The following is a 21512-nucleotide window of genomic DNA, read 5'->3' as shown; positions in this document are numbered from 1 at the left end:
GCCCAGAGGCGGTTCAAGCGTTGTCCGCAGACTTGGCCGGCAAGGTGAAACCGGACACCGAACGTCGCAGCTGGCTGGCCATCTTCGCCAGGTTGCCAATGCTCTCGGCGGTGGCGGTGGAGCCGGACGAGGTCTGCGTAGTGATCTGCTGGATCACGTTCATCGTCAGGGAAATCTGGCCGGCGGACGAAGTCTGTTGCTGCGCGGCATTGGAAATACTCTGGATCAATGCCGCAAGGATCTTCGATACACCTTCGATTTCTTCCAGGGCCACCCCGGCATCCTGCGCCAGACGTGCGCCGCGCACTACTTCGGTGGTGGTCTGCTCCATGGAAATCACCGCTTCGTTGGTGTCGGCCTGAATCGCCCGCACCAGCGTTTCGATCTGCCGGGTCGCCGCGGACGAACGCTCGGCCAGACGCTGGACTTCATCGGCTACCACCGCAAAACCGCGCCCGGCATCGCCAGCCATGGAGGCCTGAATCGCCGCGTTGAGGGCGAGGATGTTGGTCTGATCGGCAATGTCATCGATCAGGCTGACAATGTCGCCGATTTCCTGAGAGGACTCACCCAACCGCTTGATGCGCTTGGCGGTGTCCTGGATCTGCTCGCGAATATTGTCCATGCCATGAATGGTGTTGTGCACCACTTCGTTGCCCTTGTTGGCGATTTCCACCGAGCGTTCGGCCACCGCAGAGGATTCGGCGGCGTTGGCCGAGACCTGATCGATGGACCGGGCCATGTCATTGATGGCCGTGGAGGCTTCGCAAATCTGCTGCGCCTGATGCTCCGAGGCCTGGGCCAGGTGCATGGCGGTGGCCTGGGTTTCCTGCACGGCGGCGGCGACCTGCCCGGCGGTGAGGTTGATGGTCGCCACCAAATCGCGCAATTGGTCGACGGAATAGTTGATCGAATCCGCGATGGTCCCGGTGAAGTCCTCGGTCACCGAGGCGGTCACGGTCAGGTCGCCGTCGGCAAGGTCTTCGATTTCGTCCAGCAAACGCATGATCGCGTTCTGGTTGCGCTCGTTCTTTTCGGCGGTTTCACGCAGTTGACGGTTGGTTTCACGCACCATCACCAGGCCGATGAGGATGATCGACATCAGCGCCAGCAAGGCCAGTACATAACCACCGATCGTGCCGGTGTTGCGCCCGCCAGCGAGGTTTTCGAAACGGCTGGCCAGTTGCGAAGCCTCATCGAGCAGGGTTTGCGACAGGGTAAAAATGTTGGTGGCCGATTCACGGACCTTGAACAGTTGCGGCGACGTTTCGAGGATTTCATCCACCGAACCGGATACGAATTCGAACAGCTCGGAAATCTCGGTCAACCGGGCGCGCGCGTCGCGGTCTTCGACCTGGCTGATTTTCAGCGCCGCGTTGCCTTGAAGCATGCCGTTGAGCACCAGGCCGAAACGCGCCGCGTCGCGACCGAAAGCGTCGGCCGCCTGCTGCGAATTTTCATCGCCCGACAGCACGGTGTTCACCGCACCAAGAATCCGCTCGGCCAGCAGCGTCTGACGCTGGGCCACCGCCACCTGAGTGGCGGGGGCACCACGTTGCAAGAGGGTTTCGACGACTTTTTCATATTCGACCTGCAACTGCGGCACGGTTTCGGCCAGGGTCGCGGCGACTTGATGCAAGGACAACACGGTCTGCTCGCTGGAGAGGATGGCGTCGGTATTTTTCAGCAGACGCTCCCAATCCAGCTGCACGGCGCGCATTTCCGGGCGCACGGTGGACGGTGCCGGCGGCAGGCCGGTGGAGGGATCGCCTTTTTTCAGGTAGCCCCAACGCTGGGCGAAGTCATTGCGTGCATCGCTGAGCAACTTGAACGCCGCGGCCTTGCCGGCGGCGGCTTCGGTGGCGTTCTTGGCGATGCGTTGGGACAGCACGCGCAACTCACCGGCGTGGCCAATGTACTGCTTGTCATAATTCGCCTGGGTGTTGAGGTACGCGAAGTTGGCGAACAGCAGCATGATGAAGACGATCAATGCGATGAACAGCGCAATGATCTGCGCCCGGCTGCGCGACCCTTCTGGCTTGTCTGTCTTTGCTTTTATCATCGGTTCTCGCCTGCCCTGCTTAATTCACCCAATGCCCTTGTAGGAGCGAGGCTTGCCCGCGAAGCAGGCGCTGCGGTCCCGCAGGAACACCGCGTTATCATTCTTCGCGGGCAAGCCTCGCTCCTACAGGATTGCAGCGTCGCCCCGCGCTACGTTCATGAAGCTCTGCGACTGCGCCAACGCAAACGGGCTGAAAACCTGCCAATTCTGCTCACGCTCAAACCGGCCCTGGATGAACGGTGCAATCGCGCCGTTCAAGGTATCTGCCGGTTCCAGGCTGTCCTGGGCAAAGTGCTGCAAGCCGAAGACCTCATCGACCATCAGCCCTGCAAACACGTCGTTGTGTTCCACCACCAATATTCGCCGTTGCTTGCGCAAAGGCCGTTCATGGCCGGGCTCGTAGCCATAAAAAAAGCCATGCAAATCCATGATCGGCAGCAGGCGCCCCCGCAGGTTCGCCACGCCCTTGACCCAGGGCTTGACCCCCGGCAATTGGGTAACACGCGGTTCGTGCAGGACTTCGCTGACTTCACGCATGGGTGCGACGTACCAATGCTCACCCAAACGAAAGCCGATGCCGCTCCAGCGGTCCTGTCGGGTCGGCTGGGACGGCAAGTCCGCCGCCAGCAGACGACAGCGCTGGTCTATCTGCAGCAGCAGTTCGAAAGCCGTCAGCGACTCGGTCATGGCCGAACGATCAACCGGCCAGCACGTTATTCAGGGTCTTGATCAGGGTGTCTTCGTCGACCGGTTTGGTCAGATAGTCCCTGGCGCCCTGGCGCGTGCCCCAGACTTTATCGGTTTCCTGATCCTTGGTGGTGATGATGATCACTGGAATGTGCCCGGTTTCCGGGTCTTTGGTCAGCTGACGAGTCGCCTGGAAACCGTTAAGGCCGGGCATGACGATGTCCATCAGCACTGCGTCGGGTTTTTCCTGGCGGGCCAGGGCCACGCCGTCGGCGCCGTTTTCAGCTTTCAACACTTCATGACCGTGCTTTTCGAGCATGCCGGTCAGTTTGTACATTTCGGTCGGCGAGTCATCGACGATCAGAATACGTGCCATGGTCTTCCCCATTTCTTGTCGACACCAGGCCCCATGGCCGAGCATCACTGTGCGTGTCTTACTGCGGCGAAACGGCGGTGAAGCCCGGAACATGGGCCTGAATCGCGTTCAGCAGTTCTTCCTTGCTGAAAGGCTTGGTCAAAAACTGGTCGGAACCGACAATCCGTCCCTTGGCCTTGTCGAACAACCCGTCCCTGGACGACAGCATAATCACTGGCGTGGACTTGAACGCACTGTTGTTCTTGATTAAAGCGCAGGTCTGATAACCATCCAGACGGGGCATCATGATGTCGACAAAGATGATACCGGGGTGATTGTCGGCAATCTTGGCCAGGGCATCGAAACCATCGATTGCGGTGATGACTTCACAGCCCACATTTTTCAACAGCGTTTCGGCGGTGCGACGAATCGTTTTCGAATCATCGATCACCATGACCTTCAAGGCGCTGGAATGCTGTTCCATAGTGGCTCTACCGTCGCCTTTGTGAATCAAATTGTCCCTCTACGGGCAGTCGAGGGCTCGAAACCCTTATTGATCAAGGGCCAGCACGACATGCCAGCCTTTTTAGCACAGTCTCCCCATCCGATCTATCGGGCGACCCTGGCGGTGGTTTTTCCTTGACCGGGAACCCGCTCAGCGCCACTCTGACGCCACTTTTTCACAACGCTTTTCACCCCAATTTCGAGGAAAACCCCATGAGCGTTCGCGTCGGGATTGTCATGGATCCTATCGCCAGCATCTCCTATAAAAAGGATAGTTCGCTGGCCATGCTACTGGCCGCGCAAAAGCGTGGCTGGGAACTGTTCTATATGGAACAGCGCGATTTGTATCAGGCCGAAGGCCAGGCTCGCGGGCGGATGCGTCCGCTGAAGGTATTCGCCAACCCGGAAAAATGGTTTGAGCTGGGCGCCGAAAGCGACGCGCTGCTGAGCGATCTGGACGTGATCCTGATGCGCAAGGATCCGCCGTTCGACATGGAGTTCGTCTACTCCACGTATTTGCTGGAACAAGCGGAAAATGCGGGTGTACTGGTGGTCAACAAGCCGCAAAGCCTGCGTGACTGCAACGAAAAGCTCTTCGCCACGTTGTTCCCGCAGTGCACGCCACCGACCATCGTCAGCCGTCGTCCGGATGTGTTGCGTGAATTCGCCGATCATCATGGTGATGTGATCCTCAAGCCGCTGGACGGCATGGGCGGCTCATCGATTTTCCGCCACACCGCGGGCCACCCGAACCTGTCGGTGATCCTCGAAACCCTGACCTTGCATGGCCGTCAGCAAATCATGATCCAGGGTTACCTGCCGGCGATCGTTGATGGCGACAAGCGCATCCTGATGATCGACGGCGAGCCGGTGGATTACTGCCTGGCCCGGATTCCCGCGCTCGGTGAAACCCGTGGCAACCTCGCCGCCGGTGGTCGTGGCGAAGCCCGACCGCTGACCGAGAAAGATCGCTGGATCGCCGCGCAAGTCGGCCCGACCCTGCGTGAGAAGGGCTTGCTGTTCGTCGGTCTCGACGTAATCGGTGAGCATCTGACCGAAATCAACGTCACCAGCCCGACCTGTATTCGCGAGATCGATAACGCTTTCGGCACCGACATTGGTGGCCTTCTGATGGATGCCATAGAGAAAAAGCTGCAAGTTGCAAGCCTCAAGCCGCAAGCTTGAAGCACGCGGCATACAGCTTGTCGCTTGAAACTTGTAGCTTGAAGCTAAAAACCAACATTGCGTTATCATGCCGGGCTCGTGAAAAACTCTATGTTGGTTTTTGGTTATGACACTTCCGTCCGATCTGCCCCCTGAACTCGCCTACCGTGGCGTGCGTCCGGCTGATCGCCTCGGTTTCACCCTGTTTCTGGCGGCGCTGATTCACCTGGCCTTGCTGTTGGGCGTCGGGTTCTCCATGGTCGAACCCAAGCAAATCAGCAAAACCCTGGAAATTACCCTCGCCACGTTCAAAAGCGAAAAGAAGCCTGCGAAAGCTGACTTTCTCGCCCAGGAAAATCAGGAAGGCAGTGGCACCCTGGAAAAAAAGGCGACGCCCAAGACCACCGAGGTCGCGCCCTTCCAGGACAACAAGGTGCAGCCAGTCACCCCACCGCCAACCGCCACGCCGCCAGTGCCGGAAGCCGCCCCCAAGGCAGCCGTGACGACTGTCGCGCCGAAACCGAAAAAAACCGCGACCAAGCGCGAAGAGATCAAGACCGAGACCAAACCCAAGGTCGTGGCACCTACCTTCGACAGCGCGCAGCTGTCCAGCGACATCGCCAGCCTGGAGGCGGAACTGGCCAGTGAACAACAGCTGTATGCCAAGCGCCCGCGCATTCACCGTTTGAGCGCCGCGTCGACCATGCGCGACAAGGGTGCCTGGTACAAAGATGAATGGCGCAAAAAGGTCGAGCGCATCGGCAACCTCAACTATCCCGATGAAGCCCGGCGCAAACAGATTTACGGCAATTTGCGACTGATGGTCTCGATCAATCGCGACGGCTCGTTGTATGAAGTGCTGGTGCTGGAATCGTCCGGCCAGCCGCTGCTGGACCAGGCGGCGCAGCGCATCGTAAGGCTCGCGGCGCCGTTTGCACCGTTCACCGGGGATCTGTCGGACATTGATCGTCTGGAAATCATTCGCACGTGGAAGTTTGCCCGTGGGGACCGGTTGTCCAGTAATTGACCGATAATCAAAAGATCGCAGCCTTCGGCAGCTCCTACAGATGTACACATTTCAATGTAGGAGCTGCCGAAGGCTGCGATCTTTTGACTTGCTTCGGCTTGTCAGTTTGCCCCTCCAACGCCACACTAGCGCTCATGAAGAACGTCAGCCCCAGCTACCTCAAGCATCACTTCCTGATCGCCATGCCTCACATGGCCGACCCGAACTTTGCGCACACCTTGACCTATATCGTCGAGCACACGGCCAATGGAGCCATGGGGCTGGTGGTCAACCGCCCGCAGGACTTGAACCTGGCCGATATCCTCGAGCAATTGCGCCCCGAAATCGAACCGCCGGTACTCTGCCAGCATGTGCCCATCTTCATGGGTGGCCCGGTGCAAACCGATCGCGGCTTTGTCCTGCACCCGTCGGGGAAAACCTATCAGGCAACCGTTGATCTGGACGGCGAGTTGTCGCTGTCGACTTCGCAGGATGTGCTGTTCGCCATTGCCGACGGCGTTGGCCCCACGAAAAGTGTGATCACCCTCGGCTACGCCGGCTGGGAAGCCGGGCAACTGGAAGCCGAACTGGCCGACAACGCCTGGCTGACCTGCCCGTTCAACGCCGACATCCTGTTCAATACCAGCAGCGAATTACGCCTTGAAGCGGCGGCCAGGCATCTGGGCATCAATCTCAGTCTGCTCACCAGCCAGGCAGGGCACGCCTGATGGCCCTGCGGCTGATTCTGGGTTTCGATTACGGCACCAAACAGATCGGCGTTGCGGTCGGCCAGGTGATTACCGGGCAGGCCCGTGAGCTGTGCACCTTGAAGGCGCAAAACGGCATTCCGGACTGGAATCAGGTCGAAGCCCTGATTAAAGAGTGGAAACCCGACGCCGTGGTGGTCGGCCTGCCGCTGAACATGGACGGCACGCCGAGCGACATGTGCCTGCGGGCCGAGAAGTTCGCCCGACGCCTGAACGGCCGCTACAACCTGCCCTTTTATACCCATGACGAGCGCCTGACCACCTTCGAGGCCAAGGGCGAACGCCTGGTCCGTGGCGGCCAGAAAGGCAGTTACCGCGACAACCCGGTCGATGCCATCGCCGCCGCTCTGCTGTTGCAGGGCTGGCTTGACGAAAACAGCGCATTGTTCGAATCCTGACCGCACCTAATTCTGAAGAGCCGCTGCGGCGACTCCCTTAGCGACAACCCGAGCCACCTCTCAAGCAGCATTTGGCTGGGGACAAAGAAGGAGCAAACCATGAGCCTGCCCAATCCCGCCGAACTGATCAGCCAGATGGCGATCCGTCTGAAGGCTTATCTGGAAAACCGTGGCATCAGTGAACCGCGCTATATCGGTATTCGGACCGGTGGCGTCTGGGTCGCGCAGGCATTGCTCGATGAACTGGGCAGCGATTCGCCACTGGGCACGCTGGACGTTTCGTTCTACCGCGACGACTTCAGCCAGAACGGCCTGCATCCACAAGTACGCCCATCGGCGCTGCCGTTCGAGATCGAAGGCCAGCACCTGGTGCTGATCGATGACGTGCTGATGAGCGGTCGGACCATCCGCGCGGCGATGAACGAGCTCTTCGATTACGGTCGCCCAGCCAGCGTCACGCTGGTATGCCTGCTGGACCTGGACGCCGGTGAGCTGCCGATCCGCCCGAACGTGGTCGGCGCGACGCTGTCGCTGGCGGCCCACGAACGCGTGAAACTGTCCGGCCCGGAACTCAAGCTCGAGCTTCAAGACCTCGCCCTTTAATTCGCCCTATTGAGAGTCCCCCTCGCGATGACGCCTCTAGAAACCAAGCGCCCGCTGCAGCTCAATGATCAGGGCCAGCTGCGCCACTTCCTCTCGCTCGACGGTTTGCGCCGCGAGTTGCTGACGGAAATCCTCGACACCGCCGACTCGTTCCTCGAAGTCGGCGCCCGGGCGGTGAAGAAAGTCCCGTTGCTGCGCGGCAAGACCGTGTGCAACGTGTTCTTCGAGAACTCCACCCGCACCCGCACCACCTTCGAACTGGCGGCCCAGCGGCTGTCGGCCGATGTGATCACTTTGAACGTGTCCACGTCGTCGGCGAGCAAGGGCGAAACCCTGCTCGACACCCTGCGCAACCTGGAAGCCATGGCCGCCGACATGTTCGTCGTGCGTCACGGGGATTCCGGCGCGGCGCACTTCATTGCCGAGCATGTCTGCCCGCAGGTGGCCATCATCAACGGCGGCGACGGCCGTCACGCCCACCCGACCCAGGGCATGCTCGACATGCTCACTATTCGTCGGCACAAGGGCGGCTTCGAAAACCTTTCGGTGGCCATCGTCGGCGACATCCTGCATTCGCGGGTAGCGCGCTCGAACATGCTGGCCCTGAAAACCCTTGGCTGCCCGGACATTCGCGTGATTGCGCCGAAAACCCTGTTGCCGATCGGCATCGAGCAATACGGTGTGAAGGTTTACACCGACATGACCGAAGGCCTGAAGGACGTCGATGTGGTGATCATGCTGCGCCTGCAGCGTGAACGCATGACCGGCGGGCTGCTGCCGAGCGAAGGCGAGTTCTATCGCCTGTTCGGCCTGACCACCGCGCGCCTGGCCGGCGCCAAACCCGATTGCATCGTCATGCACCCGGGGCCGATCAACCGCGGGGTAGAAATTGAGTCGGCGGTGGCCGATGGCCCACACTCGGTGATCCTCAACCAGGTGACCTACGGCATCGCGATTCGTATGGCTGTGCTGTCCATGGCCATGAGCGGGCAAACAGCCCAGCGCCAATTCGAGCAGGAGAACGCCCAGTGAAGCTCAGCATTCTCGGCGCACGCGTTATCGATCCGGCCAGCGGCCTGGATCAAGTGACTGATATCCACGTTGAAGCCTGCAAGATCGTCGCCCTCGGCGCCGCTCCAGCGGGTTTCGTTGCAGTAGACACCATCGACGCCAAAGGTCTGGTGGCCGCCCCCGGCCTGGTTGACCTGAACGTCGCCTTGCGCGAGCCGGGTTACAGCCGCAAAGGCTCGATCGCCAGCGAAACCCGCGCAGCGGCGGCCGGTGGCGTGACCAGCCTGTGCTGCCCACCGAAAACCAAACCGGTGCTGGACACCTCGGCCGTGGCCGAATTGATCCTCGACCGCGCCCGCGAAGCCGGCAACACCAAGGTCTTCCCGATTGGCGCCTTGAGCAAAGGCCTGGACGGCGAACAGCTGGCCGAACTGGTCGCCTTGCGCGATGCCGGCTGCGTGGCCTTCGGCAACGGTCTGGAGAGCTTTCGCAACACCCGCACCCTGTGCCGGGCGCTGGAATATGCAGCGACGTTCGACCTGACGGTGATTTTCAACTCGCAAGACCATGATCTGGCAGAAGGTGGCTTGGCTCACGAAGGCCCGACGGCAAGTTTCCTCGGTTTACCGGGCATTCCGGAAACCGCTGAAACCGTGGCCCTGGCCCGGGATCTGCTGCTGGTCGAGCAAAGCGGCGTGCGTGCACACTTCAGCCAGCTCACCAGCGCTCGCGGTGTGGCACTGATCGCTCAGGCCCAGACCCGTGGCCTGAAGGTCACGGCGGACGTGGCGTTGTATCAACTGATCCTCACCGACGAAGCGCTGATCGACTTCAGCAGCCTCTATCACGTGCAGCCGCCGCTGCGCACCCGCGCCGACCGCGACGGCCTGCGGGCAGCGGTGAAGTCGGGGGTGGTATCGGCCATCTCCAGCCATCACCAGCCCCATGAGCGCGATGCCAAACTGGCGCCGTTCGGTGCGACCGAGCCGGGTATCAGCAGTGTTGAACTGATGCTGCCGCTGGCGATGACCCTGGTGGAAGACGGTTTGCTGGATCTGCCAACGCTGCTCGCACGCTTGAGCACCGGCCCTGCCGACGCGTTGCGTTTACCAGCGGGCAAATTGGCGGTGGGAGGGCCGGCAGATATCGTGCTGTTCGACCCTGCGGCCTCGACCGTGGCCGGTGAAAACTGGTTGTCGAAGGGCGAAAACTGCCCGTTCATTGGCCATAGCTTGCCGGGTGTGGTGCGTTACACCCTGGTGGATGGACGGATCAGTCACCAGGCGTAAACCTGTGGCGAGGGGGCTTGCCCCCGTTCGGCTGCGTAGCAGTCGCAAATCAGCAATGGAGTTCTGTCTGAAGGAATGCGGTTGCCAATAATGGGGCCGCTTCGCAGCCCAACGGGGCAAGCCCCCTCGCCACAATTAATCAGCGGTTCTGCGCATTGCGAATAGACACCTGGTCATTCAACGTCCAGAAGTCATACAACACTCCCAGAAAGAACAACCCGCCTGTCACCAGGTACAGCAACCCGCTGATCCATTTCCCCTGATACATCCGGTGCACACCGAAGACCCCGAGAAACGTCAGCAGAATCCACGCCACGTTGTATTCGATGGGTCCAGCGGTAAAGCGCAGGTCCGCTTCGCGGTCCATGGATGGGATCAGAAACAGGTCGATCAACCAGCCGATACCCAGCAAACCCAAGGTAAAAAACCAGATCGTCCCGGTCACCGGTTTGCCGTAATAGAAGCGGTGAGCCCCGGTAAAACCGAAAATCCACAACAGATAACCAATCACTTTGCTGTGTGTGTCTTGCTTTGAAACGGGGTGTTGATAGGGGTTCATTGATGACCTCGACTCACACGATAGAGAAATATTCTTGAATTCTTTGTGACTTTTTTACAGGCGGCCGACATACGGCAATTATTACGTTCATTTCGGGCAAAGCCTTGTAATTCCTGACTTTTATCCGACAGCTCCCGTCAATTTTGTCGCTTTTTAGTTCCGTGCCCCGCCGCTTGAATCGACAAACGGCCTCGGAAGGGCAAAAAAAGCTGTTATAAAGTTGCGCGTTCCCCCTACGAGCCTTGCCTAATGCGTCCATTTTTCAAGACATGGCTAACCATTTGCCTATTATTGCCCCTGGCCGCCCACGCCACCAATCGTGAGCAACGTCTTCCCAACGTTAATGGTTACACCCCCAAATCCCATGTTTCTGCTCCTTCAAGCAAAAACAACAAACAGACAGTAAAACGCTCCACCCAACTCAGTAGCGCTAACCGCAAGCTGGTACCGCCAATGGCCAGCAAGGAAAGCAGCAACGTGTTGAGCCGCGCGGTAAACGTGCTCGGTACGCCTTATCGTTGGGGCGGCAGCAGCCCAAGCAAAGGGTTCGATTGCAGCGGGCTGGTGAAATACGCGTTCAACGACGCCACGTTTGATCTGCCACGTACCTCCAACGCCATGGCCAGCGGTCATGGCGAGAAGGTCGATCGCAACGATCTGAAGCCAGGCGACCTGATTTTCTTCAACATCAAGAGCCGTCGGGTCAATCATGTTGCCATTTACCTGGGCAACGACCGCTTCATCCACGCACCCCGCCGTGGCAAGTCGGTGACCATCGACACCCTGAAGAAACCGTACTGGGAAAACCACTACGTCGTGGCCAAGCGGGTTCTGCCCAAAGAACAGAACGCATTGCGGGTTGTTCAGCGTTGATTTGATTGTGGCGAGGGGGCTTGCCCCCGTTGGGCTGCGAAGCGGCCCCAATACCTGCCACCAAGCTTAATCAGAAAGACCGCATTGCCCGAGCTTGCGACTGCTTCGCAGTCGAATGGGGGCAAGCCCCCTCGCCACAGGTCCCGCGCTGCTCTTCTCAGAAGTTATCCGGCGAGCGCGCCTTCTCCCGCGCATGCTCGCGGCTGATCACCCCCTTGGTCACCAGTTCCTTCAGGCACATGTCCAGGGTTTGCATCCCCAGCGACCCTCCGGTCTGAATCGACGAATACATCTGCGCCACCTTGTCTTCGCGGATCAGGTTACGGATCGCCGAAGTGCCGATCATGATTTCGTGGGCGGCAATCCGCCCACCGCCGATTTTCTTGATCAATGTCTGTGACACCACCGCCAGCAAGGACTCGGAGAGCATCGAGCGCACCATCGATTTTTCGTCCCCCGGAAACACGTCCACCACCCGGTCGATGGTTTTCGCCGCCGACGTGGTGTGCAGCGTGCCGAAGACCAGGTGACCGGTCTCGGCGGCAGTCAACGCCAGCCGAATAGTCTCCAGATCACGCATCTCCCCCACCAGAATCACGTCCGGGTCCTCGCGCAGGGCCGAGCGCAGCGCCGTGGCGAAGCTGCGAGTATCGCGATGAACTTCGCGCTGATTGATCAGGCATTTGCGCGATTCGTGGACGAACTCGATGGGGTCTTCGATGGTGAGGATGTGGTGATGGCGATGATTGTTCAGGTAATCGATCATCGCCGCCAGCGTGGTGGACTTGCCCGAACCGGTCGGCCCGGTCACCAGCACCAGGCCCCGGGGGGCTTCGGTAATCTTGCGAAACACTTCCCCCATCCCCAGATCGTCCATGCTCAGCACCTTGGACGGAATGGTCCGGAATACCGCGCCCGCCCCCCGGTTCTGGTTGAAGGCATTGACCCGAAACCGCGCCACGCCAGGCACTTCGAAGGAAAAGTCGGTTTCAAGATGCTTCTCGAAATCCACCCGCTGAAGGTCGTTCATGATGTCGTAGATCAGATCATGCACTTCCTTGTGATCCAGGGCCGGCAGGTTGATACGCCGCACATCGCCGTCGACACGGATCATCGGTGGCAGGCCGGCGGACAGGTGCAGGTCAGACGCGCCTTGTTTGGCGCTGAAAGCCAGCAGCTCAGTGATATCCATAGCGCTCCTCAATTCCAGTAGAATGCCGCGAACCTTCAGACCGCTGGCGCCTCTTGATGTCCACGATAGCAGACAACATCGCTCAGGTTAGTTCACGCATCCGTGCTGCCGCCCTCGCCGCCGGGCGCAACGAGCACAGCATCCAGCTGCTGGCCGTGAGCAAGACCAAACCCGTCGCAGCCCTGCGTGAAGCCTACGCCGCCGGGATCCGCGACTTTGGCGAAAACTACCTGCAGGAAGCCCTGGGCAAACAGCTCGAATTGGCCGACCTGCCCTTGATCTGGCACTTCATCGGCCCCATTCAATCGAACAAGACTCGCGCTATCGCCGAGCATTTCGACTGGGTGCACTCCGTGGATCGCTTGAAAATCGCACAACGCCTGTCCGAACAACGCCCGGCCGATTTGCCTCCTTTGAACATTTGCATCCAGGTCAACGTCAGCGGTGAAGCCAGCAAGTCTGGCTGCACCCCGGCCGACCTGCCTGCCCTGGCCAATGCCATCAGCGCTCTGCCGCGCCTGAAATTGCGCGGGCTGATGGCAATTCCCGAGCCGACTGATAATCGCGCCGCCCAGGACGCGGCTTTCGCTGCCGTGCGCGACTTAATCAAAAGCATGCAAGCCAGCCTGAACCTGCCACTCGACACACTTTCCATGGGCATGAGCCACGACCTCGAGTCGGCCATTGCCATGGGCGCCACTTGGGTCCGTATCGGTACGGCCCTGTTTGGTGCCCGTGATTACGGTCAACCGTGAGATGGCGGACCTCTCTCTTTATAAGGACCTGACATGAGCAAGACACGTATTGCCTTTATCGGAGCCGGCAACATGGCCGCCAGCCTGATCGGCGGCCTGCGCGCCAAAGGTCTGGACGCCGCACAGATCCGCGCCAGCGATCCGGGCGAACAAACCCGCGCCCGCGTGCATGCCGAACACGGCATCGAAGTGTTTGCCGATAACGCCGAAGCCATTCAGGGCGCGGACGTGATCGTGCTGGCGGTCAAACCCCAGGCGATGAAAGCCGTATGCGAAGCCATTCGCCCAAGCCTTGCGCCGAATCAACTGGTGGTCTCGATCGCGGCCGGCATCACCTGCGCCAGCATGAACAACTGGCTTGGCGCCCAGCCTATCGTGCGCTGCATGCCCAACACCCCGGCGCTGCTGCGTCAGGGCGTGAGCGGTTTGTTCGCCACCGGCCAAGTGAGCGCCGAACAACGCCAGCAAGCTGAAGAGCTGCTGTCGGCGGTTGGCATTGCCCTGTGGCTGGACGAAGAACAGCAACTGGACGCGGTCACCGCCGTTTCCGGCTCGGGCCCGGCGTATTTCTTCCTGTTGATCGAAGCCATGACCGCCGCGGGCGTGAAGCTGGGCCTGCCAGCGGACATCGCCGCCCGCCTGACCGTGCAAACCGCTTTGGGGGCTGCACAGATGGCGGTCGCCAGTGATGTCGACGCGGCTGAACTGCGTCGTCGCGTGACATCGCCTGCGGGCACCACCGAAGCTGCAATCAAGTCGTTCCAGGCGGGTGGTTTCGAAGCCCTGGTGGAAAAAGCACTCGGCGCCGCCGCGCACCGCTCGGCCGAGATGGCTGAGCAACTCGGCCGCTAATCAGCCCCTACAAAGGAATCAATGATGCTCGGACTCAATGACGCTGCCATTTTCATCATCAAAACCCTGGGCAGCCTGTACCTGCTGATCGTGCTGCTGCGCTTCATCCTGCAATTGGTTCGGGCGAATTTTTACAACCCGCTCTGCCAGTTCATCGTCAAAGCCACTCAACCGCTGCTCAAACCCCTGCGCCGGATCATCCCGAGCATGTTCGGGCTGGACATGTCGTCACTGGTACTGGCGCTGATGGTGCAGATGGTGCTGATAGCGGTCATCCTGCTGCTCAAAGGCTTCGAGGTCGACGTGCTGCTGTTGGTGCCTTGGGCACTGATCGCAGTCTTCTCGCTGTTTCTGAGTGTTCTGTTCTACGCGATGATCATCAGCGTGATTCTGTCCTGGGTCGCCCCGGGAAGCCACAACCCGGGCGCAGAGCTGGTACAGCAGATCACTGAACCGGTACTCGCCCCGTTCCGCCGTATCATTCCGAACCTGGGCGGCCTCGACATCTCGCCGATCTTCGCGTTTATCGCGATCCAGTTACTGCAAAGCTGGCTGATCCCGCGACTCGCGTACTACGCCCTCATGCCGCAGGGGCTGCTCGGCCTGATCTGATGAGCTACTTTCGCTGGGACGGTGATGACCTGATTCTGGAATGTCACCTGCAACCGGCGGCCCGCAGCGATGATTTCTGCGGGCTGCACGGTGATCGCTTGAAGATCCGCCTGACCGCACCACCCGTCGAGGGCAAGGCCAATGCGTATTTGATGGCATTTCTGGCGAAGGCATTCGGGGTTTCCAAAAGTCAGGTGAGTTTGCTCAGCGGGGAGCTGAACCGGCAGAAACGGGTGCGGATCTGTTCGCCGAAGAAGCTGCCGGATTTGCCGGATCTCACCCTCCCCTGATCGTCCCCACGCTCCGCGTGGGAATGCAGCCCGGGACGCTCCGCGTCCCAGCCGAAGCGGACGCAGAGCGTCCAGCGAGGCATTCCCACGCAGAGCGTGGGAACGATCGTTAACGGTGGGGAAGTTAGCTTGCTGCTAGGGTCAGCGGTCTTTAGACTTACGCCTCAATTCAATGAGAGCAGGGTCGATGCCAGCTGCCTTCCCCCCCGATTCTGTTGGTCTGGTGACGCCGCACGTGGCGCACTTCAGTGAACCCCTGGCCTTGGCCTGCGGACGTTCCCTGCCCGCTTATGACCTGATCTACGAAACCTACGGCACGCTGAATGCTATGGCGAGCAACGCCGTGCTGATCTGCCATGCGTTGTCCGGTCACCATCACGCTGCCGGCTTCCACAGCCCCGACGACCGCAAACCCGGTTGGTGGGATAGCTGCATCGGCCCCGGCAAGCCGATCGACACCAACAAGTTCTTCGTGGTCAGCCTGAATAATCTCGGCGGGTGCAATGGTTCCACCGGCCCCAGCAGCATCAATCCGGAAACCGGCAAGCCATTCGGCGCCGACTTCCCGGTCCTGACCGTGGAAGACTGGGTTCACAGCCAGGCGCGCCTGGCTGATTTGCTCGGCATCCACCAATGGGCGGCAGTGATTGGCGGCAGCCTCGGCGGCATGCAGGCCTTGCAGTGGACCATCACCTACCCGGACCGCGTGCGGCACTGCCTGGCGATTGCCTCGGCACCGAAATTGTCGGCACAGAACATTGCGTTCAACGAAGTCGCACGCCAGGCGATCCTCACCGACCCGGAGTTCCACGGCGGCTCGTTCCAGGAAGCGGGTGTGATCCCCAAGCGCGGGCTGATGCTGGCGCGGATGGTCGGGCACATCACGTATCTGTCCGACGACTCGATGGGCGAGAAATTCGGTCGCGGCCTGAAGAGCGAAAAGCTCAACTACGACTTCCACAGCGTCGAGTTCCAGGTCGAGAGCTACCTGCGCTATCAGGGCGAGGAGTTTTCCGGACGTTTCGACGCCAACACTTACCTGCTGATGACCAAGGCACTGGATTACTTCGATCCGGCGGCGAATTTCGACAATGACCTGGCGAAAACTTTCGCCAATGCCCAGGCCAGATTCTGCGTGATGTCTTTCACCACCGACTGGCGCTTCTCCCCTGCCCGCTCGCGGGAACTGGTGGACGCGCTGATGGCGGCCAGGAAAGACGTCTGCTACCTGGAGATCGACGCTCCGCAAGGCCACGATGCCTTCCTGATTCCGATCCCGCGTTATTTGCAGGCCTTCAGCAATTACATGAACCGTATAGCGCTTTGAGGAAGACATGAGAGCCGATCTGGAAATCATCCAGGAATGGATCCCCGCCGGCAGCCGCGTGCTCGACCTCGGTTGCGGCAATGGCGAGTTGTTGACCTGGCTGCGCGATAACAAACAAGTCACCGGTTATGGCCTGGAAAACGACCCGGACAACATTGCCGAGTGCGTGGCCAAGGGCATCAACGTCATCGAGCAGGATCTGGACAAGGGCTTGGGCAACTTCGCCAGCAACAGCTTCGACATCGTGGTCATGACCCAGGCCCTGCAAGCGGTGCACTACCCGGACAGGATCCTCGACGAAATGCTGCGCGTCGGTCGCCAGTGCATCATCACCTTCCCCAATTTCGGTCACTGGCGCTGCCGCTGGTACCTGGCGAGCAAGGGCCGGATGCCGGTTTCGGAGTTTCTGCCATACACCTGGTACAACACGCCGAACATCCACTTCTGCACTTTCGAAGACTTTGAAGCGCTGTGTCGCGAACGTGAAGCCAAGGTCATTGATCGGCTTGCCGTGGATCAACAGCATCGGCATGGGTGGGCCAGTAAGCTATGGCCTAATCTGTTAGGTGAGATCGGCATCTACCGCGTCAGCAGCCCCGGCCTGCCGGACCACAAGATCGCGGTCTGAATCACGACATTTCGAGGAGAACGAGCATGGGTCGTCTAGCGCTGTTTTTACTTACTGCCTGCCTGAGCGTCACCGCCATGGCCGCCGACGTTATCAAGGGCGAGCGCAAGGAAACCTTTGGCGACGTGACGGTGCATTACAACACCTTCAATTCCACCTTCCTGACGCCGGAGATCGCCAAAGCGGCCGAGCTGACCCGCAGCAAGAACCAGGGCGTGATCAACGTTTCGGTCCTCAAGGAAGGTAAACCACAGACGGCTCAGGTCAGCGGCACGGTCAAAGACCTGACCAGCCAAAGCATCCCGCTGAAGTTCAAACAGATCACCGAAACAGGCGCGGTGTACTACATCGCCCAGTTCCCGGTGGATCAGCAGGAAATCCGCACCTTTGACATCAAAGTGCAGACCGGCGACAAAACCAACACCATCAGTTTCCAACAAGAGCTTTTCCCCGGCCAATGATGAATTTCACCCAACTCGTACTGGCCAGCCATAACGCCGGCAAACTCAAGGAACTCCAGGCCATGCTCGGCGAATCGGTGCACTTGCGCTCGATCGGCGAGTTCAGCAGCGTCGAGCCTGAAGAAACCGGCCTGTCGTTCGTCGAGAACGCCATTCTCAAGGCCCGCAATGCCTCGCGCATTTCCGGCCTGCCGGCCTTGGCCGATGATTCGGGGCTGGCGGTGGATTTCCTCGGCGGTGCGCCGGGCATTTACTCGGCCCGTTACGCCGACGGTAAAGGCGATGCGGCGAACAACGCCAAACTGCTTGAGGTTTTGAAAGACGTGCCCGAAGCCGAGCGCGGTGCGCAGTTCGTCTGTGTGCTGGCGCTGGTGCGCCATGCCGACGATCCGTTGCCGATTCTCTGTGAAGGCCTGTGGCATGGGCGCATCCTGACCCAGGCCAGCGGCGAACACGGTTTCGGCTACGACCCGCTGTTCTGGGTGCCGGAGCGCGAGTGCTCCAGCGCCGAATTGAGCCCGAGCGACAAGAACCGGATCAGCCACCGCGCCCGAGCAATGGATCTGCTGCGCCAGCGTCTGGGCCTCAAATGACCCATGACTCGTCCGCGTCGCCGCTGATTTTCGGCGGCGACGCACAATCGCCTCGAGCGGCCCTGCCCGTGCTGCCGCCCCTGGCGTTGTACATCCACATCCCGTGGTGTGTACGCAAATGCCCTTATTGCGACTTCAACTCCCACACCGCCAGCCCCGTGCTCCCGGAAGAAGACTATGTCGACGCTCTGCTGGCCGACCTCGATCAGGACCTGCATGCGGTTTATGGCCGTGAGCTGAGCTCGATCTTCTTCGGGGGCGGCACGCCGAGCCTGTTCAGCGCCAAGGCCCTGGGCCGCCTGCTCAAGGGTGTCGAGCAACGTATTGCGTTTGCCAGCGACATTGAAATCACCCTGGAAGCCAACCCCGGAACCTTCGAGCAGGAGAAATTCCGCGCTTACCGGGGGCTGGGCATCAATCGCCTGTCGATCGGCATCCAGAGCTTTCAGGAAGAGAAACTCAAGGCCCTGGGGCGGATTCACAACAGCGATGAAGCCGTGCGTGCCGCCGGCATGGCCCGCCAGGCCGGTTTCGACAACTTCAATCTGGACCTGATGCATGGTTTGCCCGATCAGTCCCTGGACGATGCCCTGAACGACCTGCGCCAGGCCATTGCCCTGAAGCCGACGCACCTGTCCTGGTACCAGCTGACGCTGGAACCGAACACAGTGTTCTGGAATCAGCCGCCGACGCTGCCGGAAGACGACACCCTGTGGGACATTCAGGAGGCCGGTCAGGCATTGTTGGCCGAACACGGTTACGCGCAATACGAAGTCTCGGCCTATGCCCTGCCCGGTCGTGCGGCGCGGCATAACCTCAATTACTGGAGTTTCGGCGACTTCATCGGCATCGGTGCCGGTGCCCACGGCAAGCTCAGCCATCCGGACGGGCGCATCGTACGCACCTGGAAGACCCGCCTGCCGAAGGACTACCTCAACCCGGCCAAAAGCTTCCAGGCCGGCGAGAAAGCCCTCACCAACGAAGAACTGCCGTTCGAGTTCCTGATGAACGCCTTGCGCCTGACTGAGGGCGTCGAAGCGCGGTTGTATCCAGAGCGCACCGGGCTGCCCCTGGAAAGCCTCGCCGAAGGCCGTCGCGAGGCCGAACAAAGTGGCTTGTTGCAGGTCGAACCGTCACGTCTGGCGGCCACGCTACGCGGACAACTCTTTCTCAATGACTTGCTGCAGAAATTTCTGACATAAGGAAATCGAATGGATCTGGTACTCGACCTGCTCGCCACCGTGTCCCGCTGGAGCCGCAGCAACCTGTCGGAAATCTCGCTGGCGCTGGTGGGCTGTTTGCTGGTGCTGTTTGGCGCCGACATCAAGGGCTGGGTCGACCAACGCCTGGGCAGCATCGCCGGCGCCTTGCGCGTCCCGCTGATGGCCCTGCTGTGCATGGTCGGCAGTGGCGTGGCGCTGATCTATGCCACGCCATGGATCATCAAAGGCCTGAGCCAGTTCAACAACTACAGCCTGGCGCCGGTGTTGTTGGTGGTGCTGGTGTTGATTGGCGTGGTCGCTGATCGCCGCTAAATTCGAATAGCACACAAAACAATGTGGGAGCGGGCTTGCCCGCGATGAGGCCATAACATTCAACATCCTTGTTGACTGTCAAACCGCCATCGCGGGCAAGCCCGCTCCCACAGGTTTTACGACTGTTTTGTATGATCGTTCAGGACTGTTTTTCGAACTTCAGATCCCACACGCCATGCCCAAGGCGTTCGCCGCGGCGTTCGAACTTGGTGATCGGGCGTTCGGCCGGGCGCGGCACGCATTTGCCGTCTTCGGCGAGGTTGCGATAGCCCGGGGCGACGTTCATCACTTCCAGCATGTACTCGGCGTACGGTTCCCAGTCGGTGGCCATGTGCAACACACCGCCGACCTTCAACTTGCTGCGCACCAGTTCGGCGAACGACGCCTGAACGATACGACGCTTGTGGTGACGGCTCTTGTGCCACGGGTCCGGGAAAAACAGCATCAGGCGATCGAGGCTGTTGTCGGCGATGCAGCGGTTGAGCACTTCGATCGCATCGCAATCGTAGACCCGCAGGTTGGTCAGGCCCTGGGTCAACACGCCATTGAGCAGCGCGCCGACACCCGGACGGTGAACTTCGACGCCAATGAAATCCTGCTCCGGCGAGGCGGCAGCCATTTCCAGCAGCGAATGGCCCATGCCGAAGCCGATTTCCAGCGAGCGCGGCGCCGAACGCCCGAACACCTGATCGAAGTCCACCGGTGCATCGGCCAAAGGCAGTACGAACAGCGGCGCTCCTTGGTCCAGACCACGCTGCTGGCCTTCGGTCATGCGCCCGGCGCGCATCACGAAACTCTTGATGCGACGGTGTTGGCGCTCTTCGCCTTCTTCCATCTGGATAGGCGTGTCGTTTGATTCAATCATCAATGGCTCTTACTTGATCAGACCATCCAGCGGCGAGGAGGCGCTGGCATAGAGTTTTTTCGGCATGCGGCCGGCGAGGTAGGCCAAGCGACCTGCAACGATGGCGTGTTTCATGGCTTCAGCCATCATGATCGGCTGCTGGGCATGGGCGATGGCCGAATTCATCAGCACCGCTTCACAACCCAGTTCCATGGCGATGGTGGCGTCGGAAGCCGTACCGACACCGGCATCCACCAACACTGGAATTTTCGCTTCTTCAAGGATGATCTGCAGGTTGTACGGGTTGCAGATCCCCAGGCCCGTGCCGATCAGACCGGCGAGTGGCATCACCGCGACGCAACCGATTTCCGCCAGTTGCCGGGCAATGATCGGATCATCGCTGGTGTACACCATCACCTCGAAGCCTTCCTTGACCAGCACTTCGGCGGCCTTGAGGGTTTCGATCACGTTGGGGAACAGGGTTTTCTGGTCCGCCAGCACTTCCAGCTTCACCAGGTTGTGGCCGCCGAGCAGCTCGCGGGCCAGACGACAGGTGCGCACAGCCTCGGTAGCGTCGAAGCAGCCAGCGGTATTAGGCAAGAAGGTGTAGCGATCCGGCGACAGGACTTCGAGCAGGTTCGGTTCGCCCGGGTTCTGACCCAGATTGGTCCGGCGCACGGCGAAGGTGACAATCTCGGCGCCCGAGGCTTCGATGGCCAGGCGGGTTTCTTCCATGTCGCGGTACTTGCCGGTGCCTACCAGCAAACGCGACTGGTAAGTACGACCGGCCAGGACGAAGGGCTTGTCGCTACGAACGATGCTCATGGGAAATCCTCTGTAGGGGTGAGGTTCTTGCAGAATGATTCTGTGGCCGTTCGGGCCGGGCAGCTAGCCGCCGCCGATGGCGTGTACCACCTCGACGCAATCGCCGTCGTTCAGCGTGGTTTCAGCGTGCTGGCTGCGCGGGACGATATCCAGATTGAGCTCGACCGCCACCCGGCGTCCGGTCAGTTCCAGACGGGTCAGCAGGGCCGCAACGGTTTCACCGTCGGGCAGTTCAAGGGATTCGCCGTTCAATTGAATGCGCATACCGAATGCCGCCATCACTTTTAGGGGCTGGCATTCTAGCCCGATCAGTCAGGCCG

27 protein-coding genes are annotated in these 21512 nt (G+C 60.2%); 18 read left to right on the top strand and 9 right to left on the bottom strand.

Annotated elements, in window-relative coordinates; translation table 11 throughout:
* Nucleotides 1-13: 13 nt before the first annotated feature.
* The 4 genes from BZL43_RS16295 to pilG all read right to left on the bottom strand — a co-directional run bounded on the left by BZL43_RS16295 (nt 14) and on the right by pilG (nt 3588).
* Nucleotides 14-2062 carry a methyl-accepting chemotaxis protein gene (locus BZL43_RS16295; protein WP_095633258.1) on the bottom strand — a complete coding sequence of 683 codons (2049 nt, stop codon included), beginning with the start codon at nt 2060-2062 and terminating at the stop codon, nt 14-16.
* A 123-nt stretch (nt 2063-2185) separates the two neighbouring features.
* A complete protein-coding gene (locus tag BZL43_RS16290; RefSeq protein WP_095633257.1) occupies nt 2186-2749 on the bottom strand; it encodes a chemotaxis protein CheW in 564 nt (187 codons plus the stop codon).
* Between the two features lie 10 nt (nt 2750-2759).
* Entirely contained in the window at nt 2760-3125 is a 366-nt protein-coding gene (pilH, locus tag BZL43_RS16285; protein WP_007987790.1) for a twitching motility response regulator PilH, read from the bottom strand.
* A 58-nt stretch (nt 3126-3183) separates the two neighbouring features.
* Complete coding sequence (pilG, locus tag BZL43_RS16280; protein ID WP_095633256.1) at nt 3184-3588, bottom strand: twitching motility response regulator PilG; 405 nt, start codon at nt 3586-3588, stop codon at nt 3184-3186.
* A 233-nt stretch (nt 3589-3821) separates the two neighbouring features.
* On the opposite strand from pilG, the gene gshB reads away from it, so the two are divergent.
* From gshB to BZL43_RS16245, 7 genes are all read left to right on the top strand, one after another.
* Nucleotides 3822-4793: a glutathione synthase gene (gene gshB, locus BZL43_RS16275; RefSeq protein ID WP_095633255.1), complete on the top strand. Its 972-nt coding sequence runs from the start codon at nt 3822-3824 to the stop codon at nt 4791-4793.
* A 106-nt stretch (nt 4794-4899) separates the two neighbouring features.
* Complete coding sequence (locus tag BZL43_RS16270; RefSeq protein ID WP_095633254.1) at nt 4900-5799, top strand: energy transducer TonB; 900 nt, start codon at nt 4900-4902, stop codon at nt 5797-5799.
* Nucleotides 5800-5933: 134 nt separating this feature from the next.
* On the top strand, nt 5934-6506 hold the full coding sequence (locus BZL43_RS16265; RefSeq protein ID WP_095633253.1) for a YqgE/AlgH family protein: 573 nt from the start codon (nt 5934-5936) through the stop codon (nt 6504-6506).
* Nucleotides 6506-6943, top strand: a complete 438-nt coding sequence (gene ruvX / locus BZL43_RS16260) for a Holliday junction resolvase RuvX (protein ID WP_008007435.1) — start codon at nt 6506-6508, stop codon at nt 6941-6943. Before BZL43_RS16265 ends, ruvX begins: the two co-directional genes overlap by 1 nt.
* Nucleotides 6944-7042: 99 nt before the next feature.
* The gene (gene pyrR / locus BZL43_RS16255) at nt 7043-7546 is read left to right on the top strand and encodes a bifunctional pyr operon transcriptional regulator/uracil phosphoribosyltransferase PyrR (RefSeq protein WP_007897945.1); all 504 of its coding nucleotides are present in this window, start codon (nt 7043-7045) and stop codon (nt 7544-7546) included.
* A 27-nt stretch (nt 7547-7573) separates the two neighbouring features.
* Nucleotides 7574-8578: an aspartate carbamoyltransferase catalytic subunit gene (locus BZL43_RS16250; RefSeq protein WP_007897943.1), complete on the top strand. Its 1005-nt coding sequence runs from the start codon at nt 7574-7576 to the stop codon at nt 8576-8578.
* Nucleotides 8575-9846 (top strand): dihydroorotase, encoded by a 1272-nt coding sequence (locus BZL43_RS16245; RefSeq protein WP_095633252.1) that lies wholly within the window; start codon nt 8575-8577, stop codon nt 9844-9846. The genes BZL43_RS16250 and BZL43_RS16245 overlap by 4 nt, the downstream gene beginning before the upstream one ends.
* Nucleotides 9847-9985: 139 nt before the next feature.
* On the opposite strand, the gene BZL43_RS16240 is transcribed toward BZL43_RS16245, so the two are convergent.
* Nucleotides 9986-10405 (bottom strand): TM2 domain-containing protein, encoded by a 420-nt coding sequence (locus BZL43_RS16240; RefSeq protein ID WP_095633251.1) that lies wholly within the window; start codon nt 10403-10405, stop codon nt 9986-9988.
* Nucleotides 10406-10654: 249 nt separating this feature from the next.
* On the opposite strand from BZL43_RS16240, the gene BZL43_RS16235 reads away from it, so the two are divergent.
* Nucleotides 10655-11278 carry a C40 family peptidase gene (locus BZL43_RS16235; protein ID WP_095633250.1) on the top strand — a complete coding sequence of 208 codons (624 nt, stop codon included), beginning with the start codon at nt 10655-10657 and terminating at the stop codon, nt 11276-11278.
* Nucleotides 11279-11435: 157 nt separating this feature from the next.
* Here BZL43_RS16235 and BZL43_RS16230 read toward each other — a convergent pair whose 3' ends face one another.
* On the bottom strand, nt 11436-12470 hold the full coding sequence (locus BZL43_RS16230; protein WP_095052526.1) for a type IV pilus twitching motility protein PilT: 1035 nt from the start codon (nt 12468-12470) through the stop codon (nt 11436-11438).
* A gap of 56 nt (nt 12471-12526) precedes the next feature.
* On the opposite strand from BZL43_RS16230, the gene BZL43_RS16225 reads away from it, so the two are divergent.
* From BZL43_RS16225 to BZL43_RS16180, 10 genes are all read left to right on the top strand, one after another.
* Nucleotides 12527-13225 carry a YggS family pyridoxal phosphate-dependent enzyme gene (locus BZL43_RS16225; protein ID WP_095633249.1) on the top strand — a complete coding sequence of 233 codons (699 nt, stop codon included), beginning with the start codon at nt 12527-12529 and terminating at the stop codon, nt 13223-13225.
* A 33-nt stretch (nt 13226-13258) separates the two neighbouring features.
* Entirely contained in the window at nt 13259-14077 is an 819-nt protein-coding gene (gene proC / locus BZL43_RS16220) for a pyrroline-5-carboxylate reductase (RefSeq protein WP_095633248.1), read from the top strand.
* 24 nt (nt 14078-14101) lie between these two features.
* Nucleotides 14102-14689 (top strand): YggT family protein, encoded by a 588-nt coding sequence (locus BZL43_RS16215; protein WP_095633247.1) that lies wholly within the window; start codon nt 14102-14104, stop codon nt 14687-14689.
* Nucleotides 14689-14979: a DUF167 domain-containing protein gene (locus BZL43_RS16210; protein ID WP_095633246.1), complete on the top strand. Its 291-nt coding sequence runs from the start codon at nt 14689-14691 to the stop codon at nt 14977-14979. The genes BZL43_RS16215 and BZL43_RS16210 overlap by 1 nt, the downstream gene beginning before the upstream one ends.
* 187 nt (nt 14980-15166) lie before the next feature.
* Nucleotides 15167-16306 carry a homoserine O-acetyltransferase gene (locus BZL43_RS16205; protein ID WP_095633245.1) on the top strand — a complete coding sequence of 380 codons (1140 nt, stop codon included), beginning with the start codon at nt 15167-15169 and terminating at the stop codon, nt 16304-16306.
* Between the two features lie 7 nt (nt 16307-16313).
* On the top strand, nt 16314-16934 hold the full coding sequence (gene metW, locus BZL43_RS16200; protein ID WP_095633244.1) for a methionine biosynthesis protein MetW: 621 nt from the start codon (nt 16314-16316) through the stop codon (nt 16932-16934).
* A 26-nt stretch (nt 16935-16960) separates the two neighbouring features.
* Entirely contained in the window at nt 16961-17395 is a 435-nt protein-coding gene (locus tag BZL43_RS16195; RefSeq protein WP_063342254.1) for a DUF4426 domain-containing protein, read from the top strand.
* A complete protein-coding gene (gene rdgB / locus BZL43_RS16190; RefSeq protein ID WP_095633243.1) occupies nt 17392-17988 on the top strand; it encodes an RdgB/HAM1 family non-canonical purine NTP pyrophosphatase in 597 nt (198 codons plus the stop codon). Before BZL43_RS16195 ends, rdgB begins: the two co-directional genes overlap by 4 nt.
* Nucleotides 17985-19190, top strand: a complete 1206-nt coding sequence (hemW, locus tag BZL43_RS16185) for a radical SAM family heme chaperone HemW (protein WP_095633242.1) — start codon at nt 17985-17987, stop codon at nt 19188-19190. Before rdgB ends, hemW begins: the two co-directional genes overlap by 4 nt.
* A 9-nt stretch (nt 19191-19199) precedes the next feature.
* Nucleotides 19200-19523 (top strand): DUF3392 domain-containing protein, encoded by a 324-nt coding sequence (locus BZL43_RS16180; RefSeq protein ID WP_007897907.1) that lies wholly within the window; start codon nt 19200-19202, stop codon nt 19521-19523.
* Between the two features lie 139 nt (nt 19524-19662).
* On the opposite strand, the gene trmB is transcribed toward BZL43_RS16180, so the two are convergent.
* The 3 genes from trmB to thiS form a co-directional block, all read right to left on the bottom strand.
* Entirely contained in the window at nt 19663-20388 is a 726-nt protein-coding gene (gene trmB, locus BZL43_RS16175) for a tRNA (guanosine(46)-N7)-methyltransferase TrmB (protein WP_095633241.1), read from the bottom strand.
* A 9-nt stretch (nt 20389-20397) separates the two neighbouring features.
* A complete protein-coding gene (locus tag BZL43_RS16170) occupies nt 20398-21192 on the bottom strand; it encodes a thiazole synthase (RefSeq protein ID WP_095633240.1) in 795 nt (264 codons plus the stop codon).
* Nucleotides 21193-21255: 63 nt separating this feature from the next.
* A complete protein-coding gene (gene thiS, locus BZL43_RS16165; RefSeq protein ID WP_168185100.1) occupies nt 21256-21456 on the bottom strand; it encodes a sulfur carrier protein ThiS in 201 nt (66 codons plus the stop codon).
* Nucleotides 21457-21512: the final 56 nt, after the last annotated feature.

The sequence above is a fragment of the Pseudomonas sp. PICF141 genome (assembly GCF_002286815.1).
Lineage (GTDB): Bacteria > Pseudomonadota > Gammaproteobacteria > Pseudomonadales > Pseudomonadaceae > Aquipseudomonas.
This window is presented reverse-complemented; position numbering and strand designations above follow the sequence as displayed.